This is a genomic window from Micromonospora sp. NPDC005291 (genome assembly GCF_040607415.1).
In the GTDB taxonomy this organism is placed as follows: domain Bacteria; phylum Actinomycetota; class Actinomycetes; order Mycobacteriales; family Micromonosporaceae; genus Micromonospora.
The window spans coordinates 1-22,196 of record NZ_JBEXGR010000040.1 but is presented as its reverse complement, the minus strand read 5'-3'; the positions used below and the strand labels follow the sequence as shown (position 1 = coordinate 22,196).

Here is a 22,196-nt window from a genome sequence, read left to right as displayed (position 1 = left end):
CTCTGCCGTAGCCGTCCGACAAAGTCGCGCGTCTTTCGGACGTCGCACCGTGCCCCAACCTGTGGCTTTAACACGACAAACGTCGTCGACACGGGGGCTGGGTGGTCACGTAGGGTCGCAGCGTGGGACGAATTGATGAACTCGCCAACCGATATGTGACCGAGTGGGCGCCGTTGAGCCCCACCGGCGCGACCTTCGTCGGCATTGCCGGCCATGACGATCAACTCGACGACCTCTCGCCCGATGGTTACCGGGCGCGCGCGGACCTCACCCGCCGGACACTCTCCGAGCTGGAGGTGACCGAGCCGGCGACCGAGTCGGAACGGACCGCCAAGGAGGCCATGCAGGAACGGCTCGGCCTGGACCTGGCCCGGTACGACGCGGGCGAGGTGACCAGCGAGGTCAGCGTGATCACCAGCGGGCTGCACGACATCCGCATGGTGTTCGACCTGATGCCGACCGCGACCACGGACGAGCAGGCCAACGTCGCCGCCCGGCTCAACGGCTTCGCGGGCGCGTTGGACAGCTACAAGACCACGCTGCGCGAGGCGCTCGCCGCCGGCCAGATCAGCTCGAAGGTGCAGCTGGTCGAGGTGGCCAAGCAGTGCGACATCTGGGTCGACCCGACCGGGGACAACTTCTTCCACGGGCTGGTCGAGCGGCTGGGCGCAGAGGGCACGCTCGGCGCGGAGCTGCGTCGGGGTGCGGCGGCGGCGACCGCGGCGACCGCCGAGTTCGGCCAGTTCCTGCGTACCGAGATGGCCCCGTACGGTCGGGACAAGCAGGCCGCCGGCCGGGAGCGCTACGAGCTGGCCTCGCAGTATTTCCTCGGCGCCAAGGTCGACCTGGACGAGACGTACGCCTGGGGCTTCGCGGAGCTGGCCCGCCTGGAGGCGGAGATGCGGGTCGTCGCCGGGCGCATCGCTGGCTCCGGCGCCACCGTCGACGAGGCCGTGGCCACGTTGGACGCCGACCCGGCCCGGACCATCCAGGGCAAGGAGGCGTTCCGGGACTGGATGCAGGCGCTCGCCGACAAGGCGATCACCGAGCTGCACGGCACCCACTTCGACATCCCGGAGCAGGTCCGTCGCATCGAGTGCTGCCTCGCCCCGACCAGCGACGGTGCCATCTACTACACCGGCCCGAGTGAGGACTTCTCCCGCCCGGGCCGCATGTGGTGGGCGGTGCCGCAGGGCATCAGCGAATTCTCCACCTGGCGTGAGGTGACCACCGTCTACCACGAGGGCGTGCCGGGTCACCACCTCCAGGTGGCGCAGACCGCTGTCCGGGCCGATCTGCTCAACCGCTGGCAGCGGCTGCTCTGCTGGGTCTCCGGGCACGGCGAGGGCTGGGCGCTCTACTCGGAGCGGTTGATGGACGAGTTGGGCTACCTGGAAGACCCGGGCGACAAGCTGGGCATGCTCGACGGCCAGGCGATGCGCGCGGCCCGGGTGATCGTCGACATCGGCATGCACCTGGAGCTGGAGATCCCGAAGGACAACCCGTTCGGCTTCCACCCGGGCGAGCGGTGGACGCCCGAGCTGGGCTGGGAGTTCATGCGGGCGCACTGCCGGGTGCCCGACGAGAACCTGCGCTTCGAGCTGAACCGCTATCTGGGCTGGCCGGGGCAGGCACCGTCGTACAAGGTCGGTGAGCGGATCTGGCTCCAGGCCCGCGAGGACGCCAAGGCCCGCAAGGGCGCGGATTTCGACCTGCGGGAGTTCCACCGGCAGGCGTTGGACCTGGGCGCGCTGGGTCTCGACCCGCTGCGCCAGGCGCTGGCCCGGCTCTGAGCCGCTGACGCTTTCGGGCGCCGACGGTACGAGTCGTCGGCGCCCGGAGCCATCGATACGGGTGCGTCGTTCAGCCGAGGTCAGCGGTGGGTGTGCGGCTCAGCCGAGGGTCAGCGGTGGGTGTGCGGCTCAGCCGAGGGTCAGCGCCAACGACGGCCGGGCGGTCAGCGTGTCACTGGTGACGTACGCCAGGTCGATGACCGGGTCGGTGAACGTGACCGGGATGGGCAACGTGACCGGGAGTCCGTCCGGGAACGGCAGGTCCGGAGTCAGAGTGATCTTGATACCGGCCAGCTTGCCGACGAACCGGGTGGAGTAGAAGGCCACGTCACCGCTGACGGTCAGGCTGTCGGTCGCGTACCGCTGGCTACGCCCCTGCGGACCGTCCGCGCTCAGCAGGAAGTCGTCGGTCACGGCCTTTTTCATGCTGAACTTCAGCACCTTGAGGGTGCCCGTCTCAGTCTGCAGGTCGGTGATCCCCTCGAAACGGAGCCCGGTCATCGTCACCTTGGATCCGGTGAGCTTCGACGGCGTCTGGGCCACCTTCGGCAGATTCGGGTCGGCGGCGATGCGCGGCAGCGGCTTGCCCGGCTCCACTGTGCCCGGCTTCTCGGGCGTCGTCGTGCCCGGCTTACCAGGCTGGGCCGGCGACGGGCAGGTCGTGGACCCGGGGCGGGCCGACGGCGTGACGGTCGGTTGTGCCGACGGCTTGGCGGTCGGGCTCGCCGACGGCGTCGCGGTGTCCGTGCGGCGTCCACCGGTGAGCAGGTCACCGATGCCGTCCAGGATGTCGGTGATCACGTTGCCGTCCCGCTCCGGGCTCGGACTCGGGCTCGCTGTCGGCTTCGAGGTGGGCGCACTGGGACTGGGTGACGGAGTGACCGCCCGCGACGGGGTGGGACAGGCGGTCGCGGCGGGCGTGCTCGGGGCGGCCTGCACCGCTCGGGGCTGGACGGCCAGCCCGGCGGCCGCGAGGCCGAGCACCACCACGACGATGCCGAAGGTCCGCGGATCAGCGGAACGTCCCGGCCACTCGGGCGGCGCGCCCGTGTCGGCCGTCCCGCCCGCCGGGTGATCTACCCGCTCACCGACCGTGCCGGCCGGCACCGCCGCGAGCGGCTCCGTGTCGAGGCGCTCGGTATCGAGCCGCTCAGTGTCGAGCCGGTCGACGCCGGCCACCTCGGCTCCGTTCTGCTCGGCTCCTCGCTGCTCCGCGTGGGGCTGATCCGCATCATCCCGCTGCTCACCGGGCTGATCTTCGGCCGCCTGCTCGGCGTCGGACAGGTCGGCGTCGGACAGCTCGGCGTCGGACAGGTCAGCAGCGGCTGGCGCGGGTCGGATCGGCGTCCAGGCGAAGGCGAGCGCGCTGCCGACGATGCCGAGCAGCAGACCGACGAAGAAGCCGCCGAGGTTGAGCCCGATCAGCGAGTAGACCACGGTGAACGCCGCGACGACCGAGTAGAACAACCGCTGCGCCGGGCTCAACCAGAGCAGCAGGGCGCAGGTCACCAGGATGACCGGGATCAGTAACGAGAGCAGACCGGTGGTTCCGCTGTGGAAGCTCAGGCCGTTGATCGTCATCCGGGTGGAGGCGAACATCTCCACCCCGGCCAGGGTGATGAAGAGGCCACCCCAGAACGGTCGGCTCCGCTGCCAGCGGCGGAAGGTCCGCCACGCCTGGGCCGTGCCGCCGGGCCGGGCGTGGGTCGGGTTGGCGGTTGTCACGTACTCCTCCTGGCGGAGCGGGGACGGGGACGGGGCCGTGGCCCGCGGTGGTCGGCCACCGCGGGCACCGACTCACCTCAGAAGCACTCCTTGCCCTTGGCGTCGTCGCCCACGTTGACCTTCAACCGGAGTCCGACCAGGTTGAAGGTGGCCGCCGTGGTGTATCGGGACACCTGCTGCAGGTTGGTGATGGTGACGTGGTCGGAGTTCTGGCCGAACGAACCCTTCTGCGCCGTCGCGTTAAGGTCGGTCGCGTCCCGGCCGATCTTGATGTTGGTGAACGTCGCATTGCCGTCGAGCGAGTCCATGGCGATCAGCAGGTCCTTGGCCCGGGCAGGCTCCTTGCCCTCACCGGCGTTGATGGTGAGAACCACCGGCAGGCCGGGCAGGTCTGAGCGGACGGACTGGCAGAGGCTGTACAACTCGGCGCTGCTGATCTCGGCGACGGCGATCGGGCGGGTTTTGCCGTCCTCGCCCTTCTCCCGGACGATGCCGCCGTACTGCTTGAAGCCGTCGCCCTCGAGGCGGGCCGCGCCGATCTTGAACGTCTGCCCGGACACGGTGACGTCGGACGCGATGGCGCCGGTCGACATGCCGAACAGGATGGCGCCGACGGCGGCGGTGGTGGGGACCACCATGGCGACGAACCGCCGCCACCGGGTACGACCCTGATCCTCAAATCGATCCTGCACGGGGTTCCTCCTCAGGTGGCCGGTCCCGGACTGGCGGCCGCGCACCAGGCCCGTCATGTGTTACCGGCGGGTAACGATCGAGCCTGATCGTGCACCCGTTGCGGCGCGGCTCACAACCCCCTGACCACCCGGCGGTAACACGAGGGCGATCCACGAGCGGGCTGGCGTCACGAAACGTGGAGATCCCCGTACGGCCAGAAGCCCCGGCGAGCGACAAAGCTGGCATAAACCCACGCCGCGACAGCGGAGAGTGGCAGGGCATCGACGAATTACAATTAGGTAACGGATGTAAAGTGCGCAGGTCGCAGAGGGTCGTTCGGCTCGCCCGCTCGTCCGAACACCCAGGCGATCTCGAAACCGCCGGGCACCGCCGAATGGCCAGGTGCCCTAGGGTTTCGGCGTGCATCTGGACGACGTGCGACGCGACTGGACCAAGCTCGGAGCTGAAGATCCACTCTGGGCCGTACTCGTTCAGCCCGGCAAACGCGGCGGACGGTGGGACGTCGGGGAGTTCCTGGCCACCGGCCGCACCGACGTCGAGGAGACGACTGGCTGGCTTCGCCAGCTCGGCCTGCCCACCCGCTGGGAGCGGGTGCTCGACTTCGGCTGCGGCGTCGGGCGACTGTCGCAGGCGCTCGCTCCACACGCGGACGAGGTCGTCGGCGTCGACATCGCTCCGTCCATGTTGGAAACCGCCCGACGACTGGACCGAAGTGCCGGGAACATCCGGTTCGTTCTCAACGACGCGCCGGACCTGAGCCAGTTCCCCGACGGCCACTTCGACCTGGTCTACAGCGCCCTGGTGTTGCAGCACCTGCCGCGCCCCGCCATCGACCACTATCTGGCCGAGTTCCTGCGCGTGCTGCGGCCAGGCGGCATCGCCGTCGTGGGGTTGCCAACCGCACCGGCGCGAACGGCCAGGGGCATCGTCTGGCAGTTTGCGCCGTCCCGCCTGATCAGCTGGGCACAGTGCCACCTGCTCAACTATCCGGCGCCGATGAAAATGACGGTCGTACCGCACGCCGACATGGTGCGGCTGGTGGCCGCGTACGACGGGGACATCGTCGGGCAGTGGCGCGATCAGTTGTACAGCGAAGACTGGGTCTGCACGCGGTATGCGGTGCGCCGCGCCTAGCCGCACGACTGAGGGGTGGACCATCACGGTCCACCCCTCGATCGCGCTTCCCTGTCGTACCCGTCAGCGCTGCTCCACCTCGCCGTGCGCCGGGCGCTGGGTCGGGACCGTCGGGTCCTCGGACTTCCAGTTCGTCGACGCCGGCGGGATCTCGTCGGTCAGCGGACCGCCTGCGGGCTCGGTCCTGGGCTGCTCGGCGGTGTCCCTGTCGCGTACCGGCTTCTGGTCCACCCGGGTTGGAGTCGGGTCGGCGATCGCCGGCTCGGCGCGGTGCCGGGCGGCACCGTCGTTGGGTCGGGTCACCAGCCACACGCCGACGACGAGGGCGATCAGGCCGAGGACACCGGCGGCGATCGGGCCCCAGAAGCCGATCAGGCCGATCTTGAAGCCATTGTCCTTGGCCGTCTTGACGCTGTTGCTGACCGTCTCGTCCGTGTAGTTGAAGTCCGCGTCCAGCAGCACCGTGGCGGTGCCGGTGTTCGGGCGCAGCTCCTTGTGCTGCTGTTCCCGGACGTTCACGTAGGAGCCGGTCACCGGGTCGACCCAGAGCGTGCGGGTGTTGCTGTAGACGATCTGACCGCTGGTGGCGCCGGGAGCGAACTTGCCGATCAGCGTCTGGATGCTGCTCTCCGGGGTGGTCAGCACCTCGTTCTCGATGCGCTGCTCGAAGCGGTACGCCTCGATGCCCTTGATCTTTTCGGTGCCGGTGAACTTCGCCGGGGTGGCCCGCTTCAGGTCACGGTCGAAAACCTGGTAGTCGCGCTTGCCGGTGCCGAACGGGAACTTGTAGATCTGGCCGGAGTAGCTCACGTTTCCGACCGGAGTCTGGTCCGCGCCGGTCTCGTTGAGCCACTGCTCCTTCCACGGGGCGGCCGCGCCGGAGATCCGGTAGAGAGCCAGCTCGGTGCTGTACTGGCTGACCACATCCTGGTTGTCGGTACGCCTGACCGTCTGGTAGACGTCCCAGATCACCGCGTCGCCCTTGAGTTCCTTGGGTAGCCGGTCCTTCGTGTCGTCCGGCTGCGGAATGACCTCGACGTTGGACACCAGGTCGCCCTGCGGGACCTCGATGCTCACCGAACTTCCAGTTGCGGTGATCTTCAGGAACTTGGCGTTCTTCGCCTCGGCGACTGACGTCGTTGGTTCAAGATCATAGGGGAGCTTGGTCACGGCGGGGGCCACATAGAACGGCAGCCCGGCCGCGAAGACCAGCAATAAGACACCCAACCCGAAGAGCGCGGCGCCCACGCGAAGCTTCACTCATCCTCCTGTAACCTGCCGCCCTACGACCTGTTGTCCGGGGCACCCGATCCTTAACATGGCGGGAGGTTACTCCCCGGTCACCTTCAAAGCGACCCCCTGGATGTCCAGATGTCCACAGCCGCCGCGCCAACAGTTCCGCAACCTTCGGTAACCGGCCGACTCCCCGCACTCGATGCGCTGCGAGCAATTGGCGCCGTGGCGGTCGTCGGTCACCACGTTGGGTTCCAGACCGCCGCCACCATGAACACCACGTGGGGCGGCTGGCTGGCCCGGCTGGACGTCGGCGTCGCCATCTTCTTCGTGCTCTCCGGGTTCCTGCTGTTCCGACCGTGGGCCCTCAGCGCCGCGACGGGACAGGCCCGACCGCGCGCCAGGCGGTATCTCTGGCGGCGGGCCCTACGTATCCTGCCCGCCTACTGGCTGGCGGTGCTGGTCTGCCTGATCGTCCTGCCGCAGAATCGGCCGGCGTCCGCCGGTGACTGGCTCCGCCACCTGACCTTCACCCAGATCTACCAGCCCGGCCAGTTGCGCTACGGGCTCAGCCAGACCTGGAGTCTCGCCACCGAGGTCGCGTTCTACCTGATCCTGCCGCTGGTCGCCGTGCTCGCGGTGGGCCGGTCCTGGCGTCCCGTCCGCACCGTCGTGATCGTCAGCGGGGGCGTGTTGGTGACCGCGGGATGGCTCACCCTGATGGGGTTCGGCTGGCTCAACAGTGGCCTGCACACCACGTGGCTCCCCTCGTACGCGGCCTGGTTCGGCGCGGGCATGGCCCTGGCGGCGGCGCACGTCGCCCTGCGCACCGGGACCGCGCCCGCCGCCTTCCGCGTGCTGGACGACCTCGCCTCGGCACCGGTTGCCTGCTGGGCAGCGGCAGTCGGCCTGATGGCGATCGCGACGACGCCCATCGCCGGCCCCCGCGACCTCACCAGCCCGACAGCCGCCGAGTTCGCGCTCAAGCTGGCCCTGTACCTCGCGATCGCGACGCTGATCCTGATCCCGGTGGCCTTCGGCGGGCCGACCCGGGTCAAGGAGGTCTTCAGCACCGCGTTCGCCCGGTGGCTCGGCGCCGTCTCGTACGGGCTGTTCCTGTGGCACCCGCTGGTCATCGAATTCATCTACCTGCTCGACGACCGGCCACTCTTCACCGGCGGGCTGTTCAACACCTTCGTCCTCACCATGATCTTCGGTCTCTTGTACGCCACCGTCAGCTACTACGGCGTCGAGCGGCCCCTGCAAATGCTCGGGTCGCAACGTCGGCACCGACCGGCCGGGCGCGGGCACGCATCCGGCACGCCCGCCGTCGACGGGGCCGCACCGGCCACCACGCCGCCGTCGGTCGCGACGGGTACGCCGGTGCCCACGGTCGGCGCGTAGCGCCCAGCCGGTCAGCGCTGGCCCATCGGGGCATTGCCGGCCAGCACCCCAGCCCCTAGTGTGACGCGCGTCCCTAAATTACTTGAGAGTAGGGTTCGCGTGGAGCGTCGCTTCGGCATGCCCGGACACGTGCTGTTTCTCAACTGGCGAGACACCCGTAACCCCGAGGGTGGCGGTTCCGAGGTGTACGTGGAACGGATCGCCGCCGAGTTGGTGGCGCGCGGTTTCCGCGCCACCCTCTTCTGTGCCGCCCACAGCCAAGCTCCCGGCGACGAGATCAACGAGGCAGGCGTCCGACTGGTGCGGCGCGGCGGCCGACACACTGTCTACCTATGGGCGGCGCTCTGCTATCTGGCCGGCGCGCTGGGCGTAGGCCCGCTGTCGAACCGCCGGGGCGGCCGGCCCGACATCCTGGTCGACGTCTGCAACGGGTTGCCGTTTCTCGCCCCGCTGTGGGCACGGCGCCCGGTGGTCAAGCTGATCCACCACGTGCATCGCGAGCAGTGGCCGGTGGTCCTTCCCCAGTGGGCCGCCCGGTTCGGCTGGTGGGTCGAGTCGTCGCTCGCCGTACGCGTCTACCAGCGGTGCCGCTATGTCACCGTCTCCGAGGCCACCCGCAGAGAGCTGGCCACGCTGGGCGTACCGCCGGAGCAGGTCGCAGTGGTGCACAACGGCACCCCGGCGCTGCCCCGCACCGACGCCGAGCGGGCGACGTTCCCGCTGCTCGTGACACTGAATCGGCTGGTGCCACACAAGCGGGTGGAGGTGGCGCTGCGGGCGGTCGCGGCCCTCGCCGACGAGCTGCCGCAGCTGCGGCTGGTCATCGCCGGCCAGGGCTGGTGGGAGTCGCACCTGCGCGAGCTCGCCGCGGAGCTGGACATCACCGAGCGGGTGGATTTCCGGGGCTTCGTGACCGAGGAGGAGAAAGCCGCTCTCCTCGCCTCGGCCTGGGTCGCCCTGACCCCGTCACTCAAGGAGGGCTGGGGTCTGACGATTGTGGAGGCGGGTTCGGCGGGCACGCCAACGGTTGCGTTCCGCGAAGCGGGTGGAGTCGCCGAAGCGGTCGTCGACGGGCGTACCGGCCTGCTGGCCGACGACATCGACGATTACCTGGCGAAGGTGCGCACGCTTCTGCACGAGGATGAGATGCGGCGCGAGATGGGGGCGCAGGCCCGGGAGCACGCGGCTAGCTTCACCTGGCAGGCCGCGGGTGGGCACTTCGCGGCCCTGCTGGACGGAGTGGAGTCGCCCCGCCCAGTGCAGCAGCGGGGCGAGCCGTCCTACCTTTCGCCGTAAACCGCGGGGGCGTACGGGTCCTTCTTTCCGGCACGCTTGGCCGCATCCGAAACAATCTTGGCCTCGCTGGCCGCCTCTTTGTCGGTGGCGGTCGCGGCGGCCGAGAGCCCGCCGAGGGCCAGGATCCCCAGCAACGCCGCCACCAGGCCGGACACGACCAGGGTCAGAGCTCTACGCATGCCAATCCTCCAATGGCGAGACGTGCGAGCGGACGTTACCACGCGGTAGGGCGCCGGTGTAGTGCCGAAATGGCGGCAGCCATGACCACCAGAAGGGCAGCACCAAGCGCCATCACGACGGCCCACGCGCCATGTCCAGGCGGGGCCGATTCGGGGAGAATGGCCTGATTTCGGTAGAGAGTGAGAAACGGTCCCTCGTGGACGACCTGGAGGTCGAGAAGGGTCGCCGGGTCAACCTGGCCGGGCAGTTGGTGCTGCACCACCACCCAGCGCACGCCGGTGGCCGAGAGGGGCCGCCCCTCGGCCAACACACTGCGCACCTCGCGGAGCCGTGGATTCTCCCCGACCACCGCGATGTCGCCGACCCAGAGCGTGTCGTCGGTCAGCACCGTCCCCGGCAGATAGCGGGGCGCCGGGTCCAGGACGACCCGTCCGGGGTTCCAGGGGTACGCCCGGTAGGCGCCCAGCGGCAACGCGAGGATCTCCCCAGGCTCGCTGGCCACCCGCTCGGCAACAGTCTGCCAGTCCGCCGGATAGCTCACCGGACGAAGCCGGCCGGCACCGCCGAAGGCAAGGTCCGGCATGACGGCCACCGGCAGGAACAGCAGGCCGACCAGAACCACCCCCGCGACCTCCCGGTCGACCCGGGCCACCAGCCGCTCGGCGCCCAACGCGGCACACACCACCAGCAGCAACGCGTACGGGGCCAGGAACTTCTGGCCATCTCGGAGCAGCCCCGCACCCGGCAGGTGCACCACCGCCCAGCGCAGCGCCGCGTCCCCGCCGGGAAGCACCCCGAAAGCAGCGAGGAGGCAGCCGATCCCGGCGAGCACCCCCAGTCGCACCGCCGCACCCGGGGGCAGCCGGCGCCGCAGCAGGCCCGCGCCGACCGCGGCCAGGATCAGCAGCACCAGGGTCGCCAGCGGCACCAGCGGTGCGGCGCGACTGGCGGGTGTGGCCTGCGCGCTCCAGATGCCGCCGGTGCCCGCGAGCGCCACCAGCGGGCCGGCCCAGTTCTCCGACCGCGCCATGAACGCCGCCACCCCCGCCGGGTCGGAAGAACCGCCGGCATCGGTGACCAGGGCCGCAATCACCCACGGGGTGTTGAGTATCCCGACGCCGGCTAACGCCAGCGCCGACCGACGCGGCTGAGTCCGGTCCGACACCAGCAGCAGCACCGTGCCCAACGCGATCAACCCGCCGGTCGGCGTGATCGCGGCGGGCGCGGCGGCGAGCACCAGCCGGGCGAGCGCGCCATCGCGCCCCGCCCGCAGGTCCAGCGCCGCCCGCACCAACCAGGGCAGCGCGGCGTACGCGAGCAGCAGCCCCCACTGCCCGATCAGCAGCCGCTCGGCGAGGTAGGGCGTCCACGCGTACGCCACCGCGGCGAACAGCCGGACGGCGCGCCGGTCGGTCGGCACCAGCCGGCCTGCGCCGACCGCGGCCAGGAGGACCGCCCCGCCGAGCACCAGCCGCTGCACCAGCCAGCCCGGCACGAGCTGGGTGATCAGGGAGACCAGTGCGTCCATCGGCACCGCCCGGGGCAGACTCTGCGCCGGGGCGACGAGATCCCAACTCAGCGGCTGCCGGGGTACGAACACCATGTCGTACAGAAGCGCGTAGCCGGGCGCCGCGAGCGGGGCCAGCACCAGCACCGTGACAACCGCCGCAACGGCGTACAGCGGCAGGGTGTCCCGCACCGGCCGACTCGGTGGGGAATCGACGCCGGCCGGACGCTCAATCATTCACGGTGCCGGCACCGCCCGGCCGACGGTGATCAGGTTGGTGCACAACCCCACTGCCGGGCCCTCGATGGTGACCTCGACGGCGCTCCCGGCACCCTCCAGCAGGAAGATGACCTCGTTCAGCCCACGCCGCAGGGTGATCTCCCGGGCGGCGTCTCCGAGTCGGACCGTGGCGGTGGAGTCACCCGAGCTGAGGTAGCCGAAATGCACCGCGTACGGCCACTCCTCCAGATACCCGTCCAGCGGAATCCTGGCAGGCCGACCACTCTCCACCAGGTGCCCACACTCGGGCACCGGACCAGGCAGGACCTTCCGCCCCTCGACCACGACCGGACGGATCCGTCCGTTCTCGTCGAACATCGACGGCTTCTCGGCCTGCGTCACGAACGTGGGCCGGAGATCGGCCGGGCGGAAGAAGTGCGACTGGAGATTGTCCGGCCAGAAGTAGCCCGCGATGACACGGTCCGGGACGGTGGCGTCCAGAAAGACGGTGCCCGGCGGCGCGGCGGCAAGCTCGGCCTGCGTCGTCGCGAGGTAGTCCCGTCCGTTCTTCGTGCTCCAGTTGTCCCCGAAACGGGCCGTGCTCCACAGCGTGCCCACGCCGATGGTGGTCAACAGGAGGATTATCGAGACCAGGCCGACCGCGAAGGCCCCCGGCTCCCGCAGAACCGTCGGGACCGGCCACGCGGACACGTCGTCCTCGTCGGCGTCCTTCGTCCCCAGCAGGGCCGCGCCGACACAGATCGCGGCGACCAGCACCACGTCGGCGACGTACCGGGGAATGATGCCCACCAGCGGGCCGAGCGGGCCACCGAGGCGGGTCACGGCGAAGAGCGCGGCGACCAGCCCGAGGTAGCACGTGAGCAGCAGCCAGGCCCGCCCGGCGGACGGTCGCCGCCGGGAGGTGACCACGATGAGAGCCGCCAGCACCGCCCAGGACAGCCACTTGGCGATGTCGTACGGGTCGACGGGCGGGGGACCGTCACCGGCGTACGTCCAACGCCAGGGGCCTCCGAGCAGACCCGGCACGACGGTTTCGCCGACCAGGTCGCCGAGGAAGTTGAGGACCTGACCGACCGACGTGGGTTCGTCCAGGTCGCGGGCGGGACGGGTCAGGTAGAACGCCAGGTACGCCCCGGAGAGCGCACCGAGCACCAGCCACGCCGGCCAGTGTCGGCGGACCGTCGTCACCAGACTGCGCCAGGCACCGCCCGACGTGAAGAGGAAGGCGGTCAGCAGGAACAGCAGCGGCACCGTCAGCAGAGCCTTGGTGTCGAAGAGCAGGCCGAACACCACCCACAGGACGACCCCGACGAGGTGCCGCAGTCGACCGGTCCGCACGTACCGGACCTGGGCAGTTGCCGCCAGGACGAGGGACAACTGTGCCGGCAGCACGAGCAGCCCGACCAGCCACAGCGAGGAGACCTCAAGCGTCAACGGGCTGAAGATGAAGAGGCACAGCGGGATGAGCAGCCCCCAGCCTGGCCGGAGCAGATCACGCAGCAGCCGGTAGAGGGCGATCCCGGTCGCCGCCTGGCCGACCGCCAGCAGCAGCACCCACGGCCAGGTGACAAAGCCCGCCGCCCGCACCATCGCCCACGCCACCAGCAGGCCGCCGGGCATGAGGTGGTTGTTGAAGGTGCCCAGGAGGTAGTCCGCGTCCAGCCGGGTGTCGAGGACCTGGGCGGCGATGACGAACTCGTCCTGGGAGAACCAACCACGGGTGGCGAGGGCTGCGCGCCAGGCGACGGACACGACGATGAGGGCGAGCGCTACCGCCCGGACGCGGTCGGCACGGAACCATCGGCCGATCGGCCCCGGCCGGTCGCCATCGGACGGGACGCTTTCCGGATGCGTCTCGGCCTCAGCTTCTGGCATTGACATGGTCGGCAGCCTGCCACACGCTTACACGCCGTGGGGACGGCCGTTCTCCCGATAACGCCACCGCAGCACCCCTGGTGGCCCGTCCGTGCCCGGTCCGGATAACGTCGCGCGACGGTCGTCGGTTGCAGGTGCGCGTCCGGCTGGCGAAGACAGGAGCCGAAATGCGTGCAGAGGTGGCCAATGGCACCGCTTTGGGGTCCAGCCGTACCCGGCACACGGCCCGGCGGTTCCGGCACCTGACCATCTGCATCGTTCTCACGGCCCTCGCCTTTCAGCAGGCCCCGGGTCAGATCGTCCCCGACACCAAGGTCGACCTGAGCGTCAACCCGGCCGGGTTCCTGCTCCGCTCGCTGCACCTGTGGGACCCCACCGGCACGTTCGGTCAGCTACAGAACCAGGCGTACGGGTATCTCTGGCCGATGGGCCCGTTCTTCCTGCTCGGATCGGAACTCGGCCTCGCGCCGTGGGTGGTCCAGCGGCTGTGGTGGGCACTGCTCTTCTGTGTCGCCTACCTGGGAGTGGTGCGGCTGTCGGGCCGGCTCGGCATCGGCACGCCCGCCGGCCGCATGATCGCCGGTGTCGCCTTCGCGCTGTCACCCCGCATCCTCACCCAACTCGGGTGGGCCTCGGTGGAGTCCTGGCCCAGCGCCATCGCCCCCTGGGTGCTCATCCCGCTGGTGGGCCTCGCCCGCGGCACCCCCCTGCGGCGCGCCGTCGCCGGGTCGGCCGTCGCCGTCGCCTGCGCCGGTGGCGTCAACGCCACGGCCGTGTTCGCGGTGGTGCCACTCGCCCTGCTCTGGCTCGCCACCCTCCACCCCGTACGCCGCCGCGTCACCGCCATCGCGGCCTGGTGTGGCGCGGTGGCGCTGGCCACGGCGTGGTGGTTGGTTCCGCTGCTGGTCCTGGGGCGGTACAGCCCACCCTTCCTGGACTACATCGAGACCGCCCGGAACACCACAAGCGTCACCGACGCGGTGACCATGCTCCGCGGCGCCTCCTACTGGGTCGCCTACCTGGCCTCCCCGTTCGGACCGACGATTCCGTCCGGTGCACGGCTCGCCAACGAAGGGCTACTGATCGCCGCCACCCTGGCGGTCGCCGCACTCGGTGTCCTCGGGTTGTCCCGACGCGGGATGCCGCACCGCCGGTTCCTCATCACCGGTCTGGTGCTCGGCGCCGCACTCGTCGGTCTCGGGCACATCAGCGACCTGCCGAACATCCTCGCCGGCCCTCAGCAGGAGTTCCTCGACAGCGTCGGTGCCCCACTGCGCAACGTGCACAAGTTCGATGTCCTGCTCCGCCTGCCGCTGGCCCTGGGCATGGCGCACCTGATCGGTCTGGCCGTCCGCGCGGCGCGTACCGCGCCCGCGCAGCATCGCCCACGAACCGTCGCTCGCGCCTGGCTCACCGCCGGCGCGGCCATGGTCGCCGTCACGGCGGTTGCCACGCCCGCGCTCGCCGGCGGTCTCGCCACGCCGGGCGGCGTCAAGGCGGTGCCCGGCTACTGGCACGAGGCCTCCGACTGGCTCGACGCGAACACGGGGCGCGGGCGGGTGCTCGTCGTGCCCGGGGCGCGCTTCCCGTCGTACGACTGGGGCAGCACCACCGATGAGATCGCCCAGCCGCTGCTGAACAGCCGGTGGGCGGTACGGAACGCCATCCCCTTCACCCCGCCGACCACGATCCGGCTGCTGGACGCGATCGAGTCGACACTCGCCACCGGCTCCGGGTCGACCGGCCTGGCCGACCTGCTCGCCCGGTCCGGGATCAGCCACGTCCTGTTCCGCGCCGACCTCGACCACGGCCGCTCCGACACGGCCCGCCCGGCGGTGGTCCGCCAGGCCCTGGATCGCTCACCCGGGTTGACCCGCGTCACCTCCTTCGGCCCCCTGCGAGGCGGGCCCTCGTCCCCGGACGAGTTCCGCGACCAGGGGCTCGACGTGCCCGTCCGGGCGCTGGAGGTCTACCGGGTCGACCGCCCCGTCGAGCCGGTGGTCGCGTACGACCGTGACGACGTGACGACCGTCGTGGGCGGCCCCGAATCGCTCCTCGACCTCGCCGCGGCAGGACAGCTCAGCTCGGCGCCCACGGTCCTGGCGGGCGACGCGCCGGCTGTCGGCGTCGCCGGACCGGTCGCGATGACCGACGGGCTGCGCAGACGGGACGTGTCGTTCGGCCGACTGCGCGACAACACCTCCCAGACCCTCACCGCCGACGACACCTTCGAGGTGACGGCACCACAGCACGACTACCTGCCCGAGTGGGGGGCGGAGCAGTCCACCGTCGCCCGTTTCGAGGGCATCAGCGCGATCCGCGCGTCGACCGCCCGCTCGCAGGTGGACTCCCCCGGCGGCGCCCGCCCTGAGCACCAGCCGTACGCGGCGATGGACGGCAATCCCGCAACCTCCTGGCAGTCCGAGCCGTATTCGCCCAGTGACCGTCAGTGGGTCGAGGTGGCCCTCGCCAACCCGACACGGGTCACCCGGGTCGAGGTCTGGTTCGACCTGAAGGCCGACGCCCTGCCCACGACGGTGACCGTCACCGCCGGGTACGAGAGCAGCACCGTCGAACAGTTCGGCGATCACATGGTCTTCGAACTGCCCGGCGTCCACGCGACCCGCGAGGTCCAGATCTCGGTCGTCGGCGCGTACGACCTCCGCCCGCTCGGCAACGGATCGGTCGGCATCGCCGAGATCAAGATTCCCGGCATCCAGACCAGCCGGACCCTTCTCCTTCCCGCCGCACCGGCCACCGACCGGCCGGCGACCGTCGTCGTGTCGGCGGCACCCACCACACCGGCCTGTTTCTCCGTCGACGGACACCCCCGCTGCTCCACCGATGCCGTCCGCGGTTCCGAGGACGCCTCCACCATCGACCGGACCCTGACCCTGCCCGCCGCCGGGGCGTACGACGCCCAACTGTGGGCGCGGCCGACGGCCGGCCCGGACCTGGACAACGCCCTCGACAGGCTGGTGGCCGACGCACAGCCGCTGCGACTCGCGGCGCAGGTCAGCGCCTCCTCGACCGCGGTTTCCGACCCGACCGGCCGGGCCGGCGCGGCGCGCGACGGTGACCCGAGCACCAGTTGGTCACCGGCGGTCAACGACGAGGCACCGATCCTGCGCCTCAAATGGCTCAAGCCGCAGACCATCACCGGGCTCCGCTTCTCCGTCGACGCCGAGACAGCCGCCACCCGCCTGGGCAGTGTGCGGGTGGTCGGCGACGACGGTTTCCGAAGCAGCCTCCTCGGCGACGACGGGCTCCTGCGCCTGGATCCGCCGATGCGCACCGACGAGATCACCATCCAGTTCCTGGACAAGCCGTCCGCCACCAGCATCGACCCGTACAAGCTGCGGTTGCCGGAGCAGTTGCCCGTCGCGGTCGGCGAGGTGACCGTGCTGCCCGGAGAGTCCACCGTCGAACCGCGCCTCGACACACCCCTGACGCTGGCCTGCGGATCGGGTCCGACGCTGCAGATCGGCGCGTCCCGGGTGACCACCACGCTCCGTGGCACACTCCGCGACCTGCTGGAACTGCGCGAGATGCCGGTGACGTTGTGCGGCCGGGGCACGCCCCGACAGCTTGACCTGGGCCGCGGGGAGCACCGCATCGTGACCACACCGAGCAAGCTGGCCTCGCCCACCCGGGTCGCCCTGGTGCCGCGGACGCCCACGCCGGCCCCGGCGGCGGTCGCCAGCGCCATCAAGGTCGACTCCTGGGCGGCCACCGAACGACGGGTACGGGTGGACGACCACCCCGTCGACCGGGTGCTCGCCGTGCGGGAGAACACCAACACCGGCTGGGAGGCGACCATCGGCGGGCGGACGCTGAAGCCGCTGGTGGTGGACGGGTGGCAGCAGGGCTGGATTCTTCCCGCTGGCGTCTCCGGGGAGGTGGTACTGCGTTTCGCCCCGGACACGACGTACCGGGCGGGCCTTCTGCTCGGCGGCATCCTGCTGGCGGTGGTGGTCCTCCTCGCGGTGCTGCCCGCCCGACAGCCCTCCGGGCGCTCCTCGTCGACCGTCGTACCGCGCAGCCGTCGCCGGGTCACCCGATCCCTGCCGCTACTGGCCGTCGGCGCCGCGGCGCTGGTGCTGTCGAGCGGCCTCATCGGCGGCCTGTTGGTCGCGGCGGGATTCATGCTGGCGGTACCCGGCCCACGCCGCCTGCCCTGGTCAGTCGACCCACGTCGGGCCAGGACGATCAGCCGGGCCGTCGAGACGTGGCTCCCCGGCGCGCTCGTCCTGCTCGCCGGGTGGATGTACCTCAATACGACGCAACGTAACACCGACGCCCTGCTGCAACTCACGATCGTCGTCGCCCTGGGTGCTCTCTGGCTCTCCACCGCCGCCCGGCGACGGCCCGTACGCCGGGTCACGCCGACGCCGGCGGAACCGGCGGCTCCGGTAGTCGCGGAGGCCCCGAAGCCGGACACGGCCGAGCAGCCGAAGCCGGACCTCGCGACGTCGGGGCCAGCCGACGGGCCTCCGACCCTCTCCGGGATCACGTGAGCCCCCGGCGATCCGTCCGTTCGGAGGGCACAGCGAAGACGGATCGGACGGGCGGACGCAACAACGGCCTGGGCGCTGCGGGAGCCGCCGTCACCCTGGCCGGCGTCCTCGTCAACGGCCTGGCCTACCTGGTGCCGGTGCTGGCCGCCCGCCGACTCGACCCGGCTGACCTCAGCGCGCTCGCCACCGCCCTCGGCCTGGTGGCCATCGTCGGCGTGCCGGGGCTCGGTCTGCAACTGGCCGTCGCCGTGCACCACGCCCGGCACGGAACCTCCGACACCCGGCGGCTCACCGCGATCACCGCCGCCGTGTGCGCGGGAACCCTCATCGTGGCGACGCCCCTGCTGATGGCCGCTCTGGATCTCCCGGTCGAGGTGCCCGCACTGCTGGCGGTCACCACGGCGGCGATCGTGCTCTCCTCCCGCTCCCTCGGGGAGTTGCAGGGCGGCCAGCGATTCCTACGCCTCGCCATGGGGATGGCCCTGCTCGCCGCGGGCCGCTACGGCGGCGTGATCGCCGGGCTGTTACTCGGCGCGGGAATGACCGGCGCACTGGCGGGCGGTGCGCTGACCGCCGCGCTCGCCCCGGTGCTGCTGGCCCGACTCGCCCGCGCACCGCGAGGACCGTCCACCGCACCACGGCTGACCGTCGCTCAGGTGGTTGCCGGCTGCGGCGCGACCCTGGCGATGCTCGTCGTCTCCTACGCCGATCTGCTCCTGGCCCGGCAACTGCTTCCCCCGTCGGGTTCCGGGGCGTACTCGGTTGGCACGGTTCTGACCAAGGGCGCGCTCTGGGCGCCGCAGGTCGCCGCCGTCCTCGCCCTGCCACGTCTCGCACGCGGCGACCGCCGCAGCCGCACGGTGGCGCTCACGGTGACGGGCGTGTGCGGTCTGGTGCTGGTGCTCGCCTCGACGCTCGCCGGAGGGCTGGCATTCCGCCTCGCCGGCGGACCTGACTACACCCACCTCGGCCGGTACGCGCCGCTCTTCGCCGCGATCGGTGCGCTCTACGCGGTGACGTTCGTGCTGCTCAACGACCGCCTCGCAGCCGGTGTGCGCTGGGCGGCGGCACCGCTGTGGGCGGGCACGGCGGGCCTGGTGACCGTCGCGGCGACCATCCGGCCCCGCACCGTCAACGGTCTCCTCCTCGCGGCCCTGGGCACGGCCATCGCCACCACTCTGATCATGGCGGTGACCGCACGCCGACCACCTGGGGCACCGGCGCCTGGGCCGGGAGACCGGATCAGCCCTCCGCGAGCCAGTCCTCCAGAAGACGGTGGTCGATCGCGTCCACCCGGCCGAGCGTACGGCCGGAAGCCACCCGATCCCGCAGTTCCGCCCGGGTGAACCAACGCGCCTCCAGCAGCTCCTCGCCGTCGACACGTACCTCGTCGGACGTGGCGGTGGCCCGGAAGCCCACCATCAGGCCGGCGGGGAACGGCCACGCCTGCGACCCCTGGTAGGTCACGTCGGTGACGGTCACGCCCGCCTCCTCGGCCATCTCCCGACGGACCGCGTCCTCCAGGCTCTCGCCAACCTCGACGAAGCCAGCCAGCGTCGAGTACGCGTCCTCGGGTGCACCCGCGTGCCGGGCCAGCAGGCAGCGCCCCGATGCGCCGGGTGCTTCGACCAACACGATGATCGCCGGTTCGATCCGGGGGAACAGGAGACGCCCGCACTCCCCGCCGGTACAGGTCCGCACGTGCCCGCCGCCGTCGGAGACGGCCGGCGCACCGCACGTCCCGCAGTACCGCTGCTGCCGGTGCCAGTGCAGCAACCCCCTGGCGTACGCCTGGACGGCCGCGTCTCCGGGCTCGAGCCGCCCGACCAGTGCCCGTACGTCGACGGACCGCCTCGCACCGGCCATCTCGGCGGCGGCCTGCTCGGTGAGCGCGGACAGGTCCACGGCGAACACGGCCACGTCCCCGTCGAGCCCCAGGAAGACGGTCTCACCGGCAGCGGACCGGACGAGAGACGCGCGCTCAGCGGTGAGCCGGACCGGGCCGTCCCCGTCGACGAGAGAGCGATCCCGCCACATCGGCAGCACCACGGTGGTCGGCTCGGTGAGCAGCGCGGTCAACCGGCTGGGATCGGTGCGCAACGGGCCTGCCCGGTCCAGCCAACCGCCGCCGTACGCCAACACCCGCTCCGCAGTGTCCACCGGACCACCGTGCCATGTCGGTGGCCCACCACCGGCACCACCCCCGGGCTTGTGCGACACGCCGGGAGACACGCGGTAGCAGCGCCTGGTGGGCGCAGCCCGCAAGGACGGCCGCGCATTCGTTACCGTAGGTGGCTCCGGGAGGGGGGACCTCCCGCGGCACCCTGGCGATCGAGGTTGCAGTGACGCTGTACGGCGAAAACAGTCCACCCGCCGACGACCGGCCCACCGTGCAGGTCACCGCGGTCACCTGGCCGGACGACGGACCGGACCTGGGGACGGCACCCGCTCCCGGCGAGCCGGAGGGCGACCCGCGCCGCCCCCGCCGTGTGCGGATGCTGCTCGCCGCCGGCGTCACCGGTGGCATGCTCGCCGCCGTGGCGGGCGCCGGCGCCTGGGCGTACGCCGGGGACGTCCCCCGCGGCACCAGCGTGCTCGGCACCGAGCTGGGCGGCCGGAGCCGCGCGGACGCCGACCGGGAGTTGCGGGCGGAGCTGGACCGGCGGGCGGCGGCGCTCGCCACGCCGCTGAAGGTCAGCGTTGATGGACGCACCGCCGAGATCAACCCGGCCGACGTGGGGCTGGCCGTCGACGTGCCGGCGACCGTCGCGGCAGCGGCCACGGCCGACGCGCACCCGGTCAGCCGGCTGGTCGGCTCGCGCACGGTCGACCCGGTGGTCACCGTCGATGTGGACCGATTGGACGACGCGCTCCGTGGGGTGCTCGGCAAACAGGCCCAGGGGATGACGATGCCGGCGATCACCTATCAGGGCACCACGCCGAAGGTGGTGCAGCCCAAGCCGGGGCTGGCCTTGGAGCCACAGCGCTCCGCCGAGGTGGTCCGCGCCGGCTGGCTGGCCGGCACACCGGTCACCGTGCCACTGGTGGAGACCCACCCGGCGACCACCCCGGAGGAGTTGGACCGGCTGGTCGCCGAGCTGGCGAAGCCGGCGGTCGCCGCACCGGTCACCCTGCGTACCGACAAGGGCTCGGTGAAGGTCCCGCCCGCCGCCATCGCGAAGAGCCTGCGGTTCACCGCCGACAAGACCGGCAAGCTGACCCCATCGGTGGACGTCAAGCGGCTGCGGACGGCGCTCGGCGACGACCTGGCAGCCATCGAGGTGCCGCCGAAGGACGCCACGATGACCATTTCCGGTGGTCGGCCCACCGCCACCGAGGGTCGACCCGGGCAGCAGCTGGACACGGCAGCCCTGGGTCGGGACCTGCTGGCGGTGCTGCCGAAGTTGGACGACCGCGAGGTGACTGGCGAGCTGAAGCCGACGCCGCCGGAGCTGACCGCGGAGAAGCTGGCCGGCCTGGGCATCAAGGAGCGGGTGTCCACCTTCACCACCCGTTTCACCGGAGGCATGGCCTCGTCGCGCAGCCAGAACATCGCGACCATCGCCAAGAAGGTGGACGGCACGGTCGTGCTTCCCGGGAAGACGTTCTCTCTGAACGGTCACACCGGCGAGCGCGGCTACAACCAGGGCTACCGGGACGCACCGGTCATCCTCGACGGCAAGCTGGTGCCGGGCGTCGGCGGCGGCACCTCGCAGTTCACCACCACGCTGTTCAACGCGACCTACTACGCCGGGCTGGAGGACGTCGAGCACAAGCCGCACTCGTACTGGTTCGACCGGTACCCGGCGGTCATCGAGTCGACCATCTTCTGGCCGAACCTGGACTTCAAGTTCCGCAACAACACCGAGCACGGCGTACTCATCGACACGTCGTACACGTCGAGCACGATCACCGTGTCGATCTGGAGCACGAAGATCTACGACAGCGTGAAGACGGAGTACGGGCCGCGCCGCAACATCACCACGCCGAAGCTGATCCATCTGGCACCCGGCCCGTCGTGCATCGAGACGAATGGCATCAACGGCTTCACCCAGGACGCCTTCCGGGTCATCAAGAAGGGCGGCGCGGTGGTCAAGCGGGAGAAGTTCACCTGGCGCTACGACGCGGAGCCCCGCTACGTCTGCGGGCCGAAGCCCTCCTGATCCTCGGCTGTCCGCCGCACGATTCGAAAGGCTGAGGGACCGCCGTGACCTACGGCCAACACCGTTCCGGCGGTCCTCAGCGTGAAGTACGGCAACACGGGCAGCGAGGGCGGGGACTTCGCGGTGTGCGGCTGGGCGGACCACGGCAGCATTTCGTTGATTGACTCCGTGTCGCCGATCTGGCGGTGACCCCGCTACGGGATAGGCCCACATCGGCGATAGTGAGTCGACCAAGCGCAGTTTGAGGTGGGAAACGCAGAACGGGGCCAGCCGCAAAGGGGTGGCCCCGCCGTGTATGGGGAAATGCGTCAGGGCCACCCCTTGCGGGGTGGCCCTGACCAAAGATTGTCCGGCGGTGTCCTACTCTCCCACACCCTCACGAGTGCAGTACCATCGGCGCTGGAGGGCTTAGCTTCCGGGTTCGGAATGTGACCGG

Annotated in this window: 14 protein-coding genes and 1 rRNA gene; 7 read left to right on the top strand and 8 right to left on the bottom strand. The window is 70.9% G+C overall.

Annotated elements, in window-relative coordinates; all coding sequences use genetic code 11:
- The first annotated feature begins 122 nt into the window (after nt 1-122).
- Nucleotides 123-1,793 carry a DUF885 domain-containing protein gene (locus ABZT18_RS30960; protein ID WP_354997862.1) on the top strand — a complete coding sequence of 557 codons (1,671 nt, stop codon included), beginning with the start codon at nt 123-125 and terminating at the stop codon, nt 1,791-1,793.
- A gap of 129 nt (nt 1,794-1,922) precedes the next feature.
- Here the strand turns inward: ABZT18_RS30960 and ABZT18_RS30955 are convergent, their stop codons facing one another.
- Together ABZT18_RS30955 and ABZT18_RS30950 are read right to left on the bottom strand one after the other, a co-directional pair.
- The gene (locus ABZT18_RS30955) at nt 1,923-3,518 is read right to left on the bottom strand and encodes a DUF6114 domain-containing protein (RefSeq protein ID WP_354997861.1); all 1,596 of its coding nucleotides are present in this window, start codon (nt 3,516-3,518) and stop codon (nt 1,923-1,925) included.
- Nucleotides 3,519-3,595: 77 nt separating this feature from the next.
- Nucleotides 3,596-4,267 carry a DUF6230 family protein gene (locus ABZT18_RS30950; protein WP_354997860.1) on the bottom strand — a complete coding sequence of 224 codons (672 nt, stop codon included), beginning with the start codon at nt 4,265-4,267 and terminating at the stop codon, nt 3,596-3,598.
- Between the two features lie 343 nt (nt 4,268-4,610).
- Here ABZT18_RS30950 and ABZT18_RS30945 point away from each other — a divergent pair, with 343 nt between their 5' ends.
- Complete coding sequence (locus tag ABZT18_RS30945) at nt 4,611-5,345, top strand: class I SAM-dependent methyltransferase (RefSeq protein ID WP_354997859.1); 735 nt, start codon at nt 4,611-4,613, stop codon at nt 5,343-5,345.
- Between the two features lie 63 nt (nt 5,346-5,408).
- Here the strand turns inward: ABZT18_RS30945 and ABZT18_RS30940 are convergent, their stop codons facing one another.
- The gene (locus ABZT18_RS30940) at nt 5,409-6,605 is read right to left on the bottom strand and encodes a DUF3068 domain-containing protein (RefSeq protein WP_354997858.1); all 1,197 of its coding nucleotides are present in this window, start codon (nt 6,603-6,605) and stop codon (nt 5,409-5,411) included.
- A 111-nt stretch (nt 6,606-6,716) separates the two neighbouring features.
- Here ABZT18_RS30940 and ABZT18_RS30935 point away from each other — a divergent pair, with 111 nt between their 5' ends.
- Together ABZT18_RS30935 and ABZT18_RS30930 are read left to right on the top strand one after the other, a co-directional pair.
- Nucleotides 6,717-7,982 carry an acyltransferase gene (locus ABZT18_RS30935; RefSeq protein ID WP_354997857.1) on the top strand — a complete coding sequence of 422 codons (1,266 nt, stop codon included), beginning with the start codon at nt 6,717-6,719 and terminating at the stop codon, nt 7,980-7,982.
- A 117-nt stretch (nt 7,983-8,099) separates the two neighbouring features.
- Nucleotides 8,100-9,278 carry a glycosyltransferase family 4 protein gene (locus ABZT18_RS30930; RefSeq protein WP_354997868.1) on the top strand — a complete coding sequence of 393 codons (1,179 nt, stop codon included), beginning with the start codon at nt 8,100-8,102 and terminating at the stop codon, nt 9,276-9,278.
- On the opposite strand, the gene ABZT18_RS30925 is transcribed toward ABZT18_RS30930, so the two are convergent.
- From ABZT18_RS30925 to ABZT18_RS30915, 3 genes are read right to left on the bottom strand one after another with little or no spacing between them, the layout of a single operon-like run.
- The gene (locus ABZT18_RS30925; protein ID WP_354997856.1) at nt 9,263-9,457 is read right to left on the bottom strand and encodes a hypothetical protein; all 195 of its coding nucleotides are present in this window, start codon (nt 9,455-9,457) and stop codon (nt 9,263-9,265) included. The two genes, ABZT18_RS30930 and ABZT18_RS30925, sit on opposite strands and share 16 nt — an antisense overlap.
- A 35-nt stretch (nt 9,458-9,492) precedes the next feature.
- Nucleotides 9,493-11,202 carry a hypothetical protein gene (locus ABZT18_RS30920; RefSeq protein WP_354997855.1) on the bottom strand — a complete coding sequence of 570 codons (1,710 nt, stop codon included), beginning with the start codon at nt 11,200-11,202 and terminating at the stop codon, nt 9,493-9,495.
- On the bottom strand, nt 11,203-13,086 hold the full coding sequence (locus ABZT18_RS30915) for a hypothetical protein (protein WP_354997854.1): 1,884 nt from the start codon (nt 13,084-13,086) through the stop codon (nt 11,203-11,205).
- Nucleotides 13,087-13,247: 161 nt separating this feature from the next.
- On the opposite strand from ABZT18_RS30915, the gene ABZT18_RS30910 reads away from it, so the two are divergent.
- Nucleotides 13,248-17,597 (top strand): alpha-(1->3)-arabinofuranosyltransferase, encoded by a 4,350-nt coding sequence (locus ABZT18_RS30910; RefSeq protein ID WP_354997853.1) that lies wholly within the window; start codon nt 13,248-13,250, stop codon nt 17,595-17,597.
- Nucleotides 17,598-17,665: 68 nt separating this feature from the next.
- On the top strand, nt 17,666-18,943 hold the full coding sequence (locus ABZT18_RS30905) for a polysaccharide biosynthesis protein (RefSeq protein WP_354997867.1): 1,278 nt from the start codon (nt 17,666-17,668) through the stop codon (nt 18,941-18,943).
- Here ABZT18_RS30905 and nudC read toward each other — a convergent pair.
- Nucleotides 18,840-19,757, bottom strand: coding sequence for an NAD(+) diphosphatase (gene nudC / locus ABZT18_RS30900; protein ID WP_354997852.1), 918 nt, complete (start codon nt 19,755-19,757; stop codon nt 18,840-18,842). The genes ABZT18_RS30905 and nudC overlap by 104 nt on opposite strands.
- A gap of 182 nt (nt 19,758-19,939) precedes the next feature.
- On the opposite strand from nudC, the gene ABZT18_RS30895 reads away from it, so the two are divergent.
- Nucleotides 19,940-21,760: a VanW family protein gene (locus tag ABZT18_RS30895; RefSeq protein WP_354997851.1), complete on the top strand. Its 1,821-nt coding sequence runs from the start codon at nt 19,940-19,942 to the stop codon at nt 21,758-21,760.
- Nucleotides 21,761-22,107: 347 nt separating this feature from the next.
- Here the strand turns inward: ABZT18_RS30895 and rrf are convergent.
- Nucleotides 22,108-22,196 (bottom strand): 5S ribosomal RNA (gene rrf / locus ABZT18_RS30890); the annotation flags it as partial.

What these genes read in the sequence shown, in the direction of transcription:
- ABZT18_RS30950 (WP_354997860.1), bottom strand. Translation starts at nt 4,267, where the DNA reads ATGACGGGCCTGGTGCGCGGCCGCCAGTCCGGGACCGGCCACCTGAGG.
- ABZT18_RS30935 (WP_354997857.1), top strand. Translation starts at nt 6,717, where the DNA reads ATGTCCACAGCCGCCGCGCCAACAGTTCCGCAACCTTCGGTAACCGGC.
- ABZT18_RS30930 (WP_354997868.1), top strand. Translation starts at nt 8,100, where the DNA reads ATGCCCGGACACGTGCTGTTTCTCAACTGGCGAGACACCCGTAACCCC.
- ABZT18_RS30925 (WP_354997856.1), bottom strand. Translation starts at nt 9,457, where the DNA reads ATGCGTAGAGCTCTGACCCTGGTCGTGTCCGGCCTGGTGGCGGCGTTG.
- ABZT18_RS30920 (WP_354997855.1), bottom strand. Translation starts at nt 11,202, where the DNA reads ATGATTGAGCGTCCGGCCGGCGTCGATTCCCCACCGAGTCGGCCGGTG.
- ABZT18_RS30915 (WP_354997854.1), bottom strand. Translation starts at nt 13,086, where the DNA reads ATGTCAATGCCAGAAGCTGAGGCCGAGACGCATCCGGAAAGCGTCCCG.
- ABZT18_RS30910 (WP_354997853.1), top strand. Translation starts at nt 13,248, where the DNA reads ATGCGTGCAGAGGTGGCCAATGGCACCGCTTTGGGGTCCAGCCGTACC.